The following is a 6292-nucleotide window of genomic DNA, read 5'->3' as shown; positions in this document are numbered from 1 at the left end:
TGAAGTCGCAGCAACAACTACGGGAAGCCTCGCAAACTGCGCGAGGCTGATCCGCTCATTCTGTGGCATCAGCGCTCACGACCAATCTCCTTTCATCCGCCGTGGTCGCGCGCAGCGCGGTGTTCGACTCAGGATGACGTCATCAGGGTTACGCGCGGTGAAAGAAACCCCGCGATGAGTTCTTCCCCTCCCCCGCGGAGCGGGCGGAGGGGGCCGGGGGGAGGGGGCCGCCAAGCGGGCAAGATGCCTCCACCGTGCACCGCCATCCCTCCTCTCCGCCCGGCGCACATCCGTTCCGCATCTCCCATCTAAGTCATTGCAGGCACGCTAGATGCAATCTCACGCGGGCCACCTTCAGCGCACAGGAGGCGGCGAGATGAGCATCATCAGGCGACCCTTGATCTTCGTGGCGGCGGGCGTGAGCCTGCTGGCGAGCGCGGCGGCGTGCAACGGCGGCTCTCCCACCGCGGCGACCACCATCGTCGCGCCGCCCGCGCGGGACTCGACGGGGTTCATCCCGCCGACACCGCCGATGACCACGCCGTAAGCGGGAAATGCAGCGGGGCGCCGCGGCCGGAATCCGGCCGGGCGCCCCGCGCCGCATCTTCCATCCCGTCGTGGTTCTACTGCACCGTCACCGTCCCCTGCATGAACGGGTGCGGGTCGCAGTGGAAGCCGAACGTGCCCGCGGCGTCGAAGGTGCGCTCGAAGGTGGCGTACTGCTGCAGCAGGCCGCTGTCCCACGCGCCCGCGTCGGCCGTGCTGGTGTGCTGGGTGGCCGAGGCGCTGCAGTTCACGAACGTGACCTTGCCGCCGCGCGCCACGCTCACCTGCGCGGGCGAGAAGGAGAAGTCCACGATGCGCACCACGTTGGCGGGCTGCGTGCCGGTGCACAGCCCCTGCCCGGTGGGTGCGGTCACGCTCACGTGCTCGCTGAAGCACCCCGCCAGCCCGGCCGCCGTGACCAGCGCGGCGAAGGCCGAGCAGGCGAAGGAATAGGTCGCTCTCAGATTCATTTGACCACCACCGTTCCCTTCATGAAGGGGTGCGGAGTGCAGTGGAAGGCGTAGGTCCCCGGCGAAGTGAAGGTGTGCCGCCAGGTGTTGCCGCTCCCGATCAGCCCCGAGTCGAACGACCCGTTGTCGGCCGTGACGCTGTGCTGCAGCGGGTCGTTGTTCGTCCACTCCACCGTGGTCCCCGCCTCGATCTCGATCCGCCCCGGCACGAACGCCAGGTTCCGCATCCCCGCCTTCACCACCCTGCCGTTGGACGGCACCGCGGCGGCGTCCGGCTGCGGCGGCGCGGCGGGCGCGGACGGCGGCGCGGCGGCCTCGTGCGCCGCGCGGCCGAACCAGCGGTTCAGCGTGAGGGGGATGGTGAACTCGAAGCCGTAGCGCCGCGTGCTCTCGCCGCGCGACAGCCCCTGCAGCGTGTACGCGTTGGTGTTGGCGGTGTGGATGGAAAGGGTGTGCGGCGTGCCGGGAATGGCCAGGTGCACGCCCGCGCTCCACGCCACCTTCTCGGCATCGCTCCGGTCCACCAGCGACGCCACGTCGCCCGCCAGCGCGAAGTAGCGCGAGATGCGCAGCGTTCCCCCGCCGGCCACCGCGAAGCGCCGCTCCCCCGCGTGGAACGGGTCGGAGAGCACGCGCCCGGCGGCGATCAAGCGCAGCGGACCCTGACGGCGGGCGACGGTGAGCTCCCCGTCCACCCCCTTGGCTGCCAGGTTGTACGCCACCTCGCCGCCCAGGTCGAAGGGCGCGCCGCGGTCCTGCTGGAACAGCGCGTGGCGGGCGAAGAACTCCCACTCGTTGGGGTAGCGCGGCGCCAGGTTGGAGTTGGTCGCGTACTCCATCCCCACCAGCGTGCGGTACGGGAGGCCCACGGCCACCGTGAAGGTGGGAACGTTGCTCACCTTGCGCTCGGGCGCGCCGCTGGTGGTGAAGCGGTGCAGGAAGTTGAAGTACAGCTGGCCGCCGCTGCCCACCCACCCGCCGGACAGGTTGGGCGGGCGGTCCAGCAGCGACTGCGCGCGGCCACCGGCGGCGCTCGCGCAGACGGCGGCCGCCGCCATGCACAGGGCGCGGGCGGCGCGGAGACAGCGGGTGCTCGTCACGGGTTTCGGCTCCTCGCGGGGTGAGATGGAGATGGACTGCACGGGATTCGGGACCGGCCGGAGGCGGGGCGGGGAGATGCGGATCCGTGCGTCTCCCCGCCCCGCGCGGGCTTACTGCACGGTGATGGCGCCCTTCATCCCCATCGCCATGTGCGGCATGCAGAAGAACTCGTAGCGCCCCGGCTTCACCCCGGCGAAGGAGATGGTGTAGCTCCCGCCGGACTCGGTCATCAGCGGCCCCCACAGCGGCTGGATCTGGTCCGCCATGCTCGCGGCCAGCGCGCGCTGCGCGTCGGCGGGGATCCTGGCCGGGTCGAACGACACGTTGTGCGGCCCCCCCGAGGCGTTGGTGAAGCGCACCCGGTCGCCCGCGTGGATGGTCAGCGACGCGGGCTCGAAGCGCGCGGTGGTTCCCTCCATCACCATCCGCACCTCGTGCGTCACCGGCGGCGCGGCGGCACGGGCCTCGTGGCGCGGGGCCAGGGCGGCCAGGCTCAGCGCGCCGGCCATCAGCATCGATCCGATCTTCAGGTTCATCATCTCGCTCGTCCTTCTGGGTGGTTGTTCGTTGGGGATGGGAACGGCGGTGCTCACTGCACCACCACGCGGCCGGTCATGCCGTTGTGCCGGGTGCACTGGTAGTCGTAGGTCCCCGCCGTGGGGAACGTCCGGGTCGCGCTGCCGCCCGGCGAGGTGTCGGGCACGTTGCCGCCGGTGGGGCCGGGGCCGGCGAAGGTCACGTTGTGCGTGGCCCCGGAGATCCGCCACGTCACGCTCCCGCCCGCCTGGATGGTCACGAGCGGCGGGGAGAAGGCGATCGTGGGCGTGGTCACCGTTGCCGTGGAGGTGCTCGGCGGCGGCGCGGTGGTGGTGACGGTGATGGCGGCGCTCCCCGTCTTCGCCACGCCGCCCGAGGTGACGGTGGCGGTGATGGTCGCCGTTCCCGCGGCCACGCCCGTCACCACGCCCGCCGCGCTGACCGTGGCGACCGCGGGATTGCTGGTGGAGAACGACGCCGCGGGGAGCCCGGACATCGCCGCGCCGTTCTGGTCGCGCGGCGTGGCGGTGAGCTGCAGCGTGCCGCCCACCTGGACGCCGCCCGACGAGGGGGATACGGAGAGCGAGGTGAGCACGGGCGCGCCCGTCTGCGCGGTCTTCACCACCACCGAGCCGGTCTCGCCGTGGCGCGTGCAGTGGTACGCGTACGTCCCCGCCGCCGCGAAGGTGCGGCTCGCCGAGCTGCCCTTGGTGATGCGGGGGATGTTTCCCCCCGCGGGCGCCGCGCCGTCCCAGATGACGTCGTGTTCCTCGTCGGTCATCGTCCACGTGACCGTTCCCGAGGCGGCGACGGCCACGGACGCCGGGGAGAAGCCCGCCTTGCTCCCCGTGACCGCCGCCGCCGTGGGAACGACCTGGGTGACCGTGACCAGCGCCGTGGCCGTGCGGGTGACGCCGCCCCAGGTGAGCCACGCCGAGATCGTCGCCGTTCCCGCCGACACGCCGGTGACCACGCCCGACGCGCTCACCGTGGCCTTCGTGGCGTCGCTGGTGGAGAACGACGCGCCGGGAAGTCCGGTCAGCGCCGTCCCCGCCTGGTCCTTCGGCGTGGCCTGCAGCTGCAGCGTGGCCCCCGCCGCGACCGTTCCTGCGTCGGGCGTGAGCGCCAGCAGGGTGAAGGTGGTGGGCGGCGCGGCGGGCGGGGTGACGGTGAGCGTGGCCGTGGCGGTGTCCGTCACGCCGCCCCACGCCAGCACGGCGGTGATGGTGACCGTCCCCGCCGCCACCCCCGTCACCACGCCGTCGGCGGCCACCGTTGCCCTGGCCGGGTCGCTGCTGGTGTACGCGGGCGCCGGGGCGCCGGCCATCTCGTTGCCGATGCCGTCGCGCGCCTGCGGGGTGAGCACGAAGGTGCGCCCCACTTCCACGGTGCCGCTGGTGGGGGTCAGCGCGAGCGAGGCGAAGGTGCTGGCGGGGGGCTCGGGGGCGGTGGTGGTGGCCGCGCCGCCGCCGCCGCACGCCGCCAGGAAGGCCAGCGGCGCTGCTGCCAGGTACTGCGGGTACCGCATCTTTCCTCCGGGAGTCGCGAGCGAGCCGGGAGGCCGCGCCCGGGTGGGCGGCGCGGGTCCGGCTCGCGGGTGGTTCGCGGCACGGGAGAAAGCACGACCGGGACCGCACCCACGGGGTGCGGCCGAAGAAGCTCAACTCGATGCAGCAGGGGGACTTGGGAGGAGACTGCTAGAATCGTATGTTCCGAAATAACCTCCGGACCTGTCCCGCCCCGCTACACCCTGTTCCGGGCGGGGACACGGCGGATGCAGGGCGCGGGGAATATCAGATCCGGAAAATGAGTCTGTACTTCCGCGCCGCCCCGCCTGACGTCATCCTGAGGCCGACCACACTGTCATCAGCGGCTGCACGGTAGGTTGCAGGCCGAAGGATCTATAGCCGCGGCAGCGCGTAACGCGGACGAGATGCGCCGATACCGGATCGCGTGAACCCGTGAGCGGATATCAGGAAGGATATGCCGAGGAGCAGAGGAGCAGAGGAGCAGAGAGGGGATCTCTGTTTCTCTGCTCCTCTGTGTGATCCAATGCTTAGCGGATCTCGAGATCGCGGAGGCGAGAGCCGCCGAGTCAGAGGTAGCCTTCTTCGCGGAGGCGGGCCTTCATCTCCTCGTGCGAGATGACGTCGCCTTCGTCAGCGGCACGGACTCCCTCCTGAAGATCGGCCATGAAGGACACGTGATCCCCGATGTCCTCGAGGCTCGCGTAATCGGGAAGGCGCCGTAGCATGTCCATCACCTGGTTCTTGAGGATATGCTCCTCCACTTCTTCCTGCGTGAAAACACGCCCGGCTTCGACGTCGCGCACTCCGCGCTCGAACCCGGCCATCACCGACACGTGGTACTCGATCTCCTCGATCGTCACGTTGGCGGGGAGCCGCTGGAGCATCGCGATCACCTCGTCCCTCATCGTTCCCTCCCTTGCGGTGCGTGGGAGATGGGAATACGGAATCCCGAAGAAGAATCCGTGCATCCCGTTGAGTCACGTGCTGCCGCGGCTATGGATCCTTCGGCCTGCATCCTACTGTGCAGACACGGATTACGGTGTGACCGGCCTCAGGATGACGTCAGGCGGGTGCGGCGCGGAAGCACGAACTATTTCCGGATCTGGAAAGGCTACGGGGGACCGGCCGCCTGGCCAATCCCCCGTGTGGAAGCCGCCACCGCTGGCACGCTACCGCGGTAGCGCGCAGCGGAGGCGGGAGATGGTGCCGGGCAGGTGCTTGCTGCCGGGGCCCTCGCTGGTGAGCACCACCGAGCCATCGTTGGCCAGCGACACCGCCTCGCCCTGCGTCTCGGCCAGCGGATCCAGGTCCAGCTGCGCGATGGGGGTGCCGGTGCCCAGCAGGCCGGCCGTGCGGTAGATGGCCAGCGCGGCGTACGTCCGCACCGCCACGAACCGCCCGTCGGGCGAGGCGCTGGCACCGGTCACGCGGTCGCCCAGCTCGGTGGGCTCGGGGGCGAGCTGGCGCAGCGGCTCCAGCGTGGGCTCGATCCCGGCCTGCAGCGGCGTGGGCCAGCGGATGAGCTCCACCACGTCGTTGTTCCCCTTGCTGACCAGCAGCACGCGCCCGTCGGGAAGCACCGCGAGGGCCTCGATGTCGGTGGGATCGCCCGGGAAGCGCGCCTTGAACTCGCGCGCGGGCGCCGTGGCCCCGTCGCCGGGCACGGGCTCGGGAAAGACCCAGAGGGTGACGTGCCTGCGCTTCTTGCCGTTGTTCCCCGTGTCGGCCAGGTACAGGCAGTCGCCGCCGCCCCCGGGGCACGGGCCCAGGGCGATGTCCTCCCAGTCGTTGTTCTGCGCCCCGGTGACCGTCATCTTCCCCAGCAGCTGGCCGTCCAGCCCCACGGCAAAGAGGTCGGGGTGGCGCCCGGAGTCGTTGTGCGACCAGTACACCCCCGCGTGCCTGCGGCTGGCCACGATGCCGCTGCTCTCGCGCAGCTCCTCGGGCAGGGTGATCCCCTTCTCCACCACCGCGCAGGCCACCTCCGGCGCCTTCGCCTCCCCCGCGTCGCCGCGGGCGCATCCCGCCAGAACGGCGGCCACGAGGGCGAGCGCGGGCCGGCGGCCGATTGGAATCTCCATCTCCCCTACCCTTCTTTCAGGCTCTCAG

General features: G+C 71.1%; 7 protein-coding genes. 1 reads left to right on the top strand and 6 read right to left on the bottom strand.

The window, feature by feature from the left end:
- Positions 1 to 376: 376 nt before the first annotated feature.
- Positions 377 to 547: a hypothetical protein gene (locus tag VLK66_RS09365; RefSeq protein WP_325309135.1), complete on the top strand. Its 171-nt coding sequence runs from the start codon at positions 377 to 379 to the stop codon at positions 545 to 547.
- 76 nt (positions 548 to 623) lie between these two features.
- On the opposite strand, the gene VLK66_RS09360 is transcribed toward VLK66_RS09365, so the two are convergent.
- From VLK66_RS09360 to VLK66_RS09335, 6 genes are all read right to left on the bottom strand, one after another.
- Entirely contained in the window at positions 624 to 1016 is a 393-nt protein-coding gene (locus VLK66_RS09360) for a plastocyanin/azurin family copper-binding protein (RefSeq protein WP_325309134.1), read from the bottom strand.
- A complete protein-coding gene (locus tag VLK66_RS09355; RefSeq protein ID WP_325309133.1) occupies positions 1013 to 2116 on the bottom strand; it encodes a cupredoxin family copper-binding protein in 1104 nt (367 codons plus the stop codon). Before VLK66_RS09355 ends, VLK66_RS09360 begins: the two co-directional genes overlap by 4 nt.
- 111 nt (positions 2117 to 2227) lie before the next feature.
- The gene (locus VLK66_RS09350; RefSeq protein ID WP_325309132.1) at positions 2228 to 2656 is read right to left on the bottom strand and encodes a plastocyanin/azurin family copper-binding protein; all 429 of its coding nucleotides are present in this window, start codon (positions 2654 to 2656) and stop codon (positions 2228 to 2230) included.
- A 50-nt stretch (positions 2657 to 2706) separates the two neighbouring features.
- A complete protein-coding gene (locus tag VLK66_RS09345) occupies positions 2707 to 4182 on the bottom strand; it encodes an Ig-like domain-containing protein (RefSeq protein ID WP_325309131.1) in 1476 nt (491 codons plus the stop codon).
- A 567-nt stretch (positions 4183 to 4749) separates the two neighbouring features.
- On the bottom strand, positions 4750 to 5088 hold the full coding sequence (locus tag VLK66_RS09340) for a hypothetical protein (protein ID WP_325309130.1): 339 nt from the start codon (positions 5086 to 5088) through the stop codon (positions 4750 to 4752).
- A 264-nt stretch (positions 5089 to 5352) separates the two neighbouring features.
- Positions 5353 to 6264: a hypothetical protein gene (locus VLK66_RS09335; RefSeq protein ID WP_325309129.1), complete on the bottom strand. Its 912-nt coding sequence runs from the start codon at positions 6262 to 6264 to the stop codon at positions 5353 to 5355.
- Positions 6265 to 6292 lie beyond the last annotated feature (28 nt).

This window comes from Longimicrobium sp., assembly GCF_035474595.1.
Taxonomy (GTDB): Bacteria; Gemmatimonadota; Gemmatimonadetes; order Longimicrobiales; family Longimicrobiaceae; genus Longimicrobium.
The sequence above is the reverse complement of the archived record's forward strand: the minus strand, read 5'-3'. Positions and strand labels throughout refer to the sequence as shown.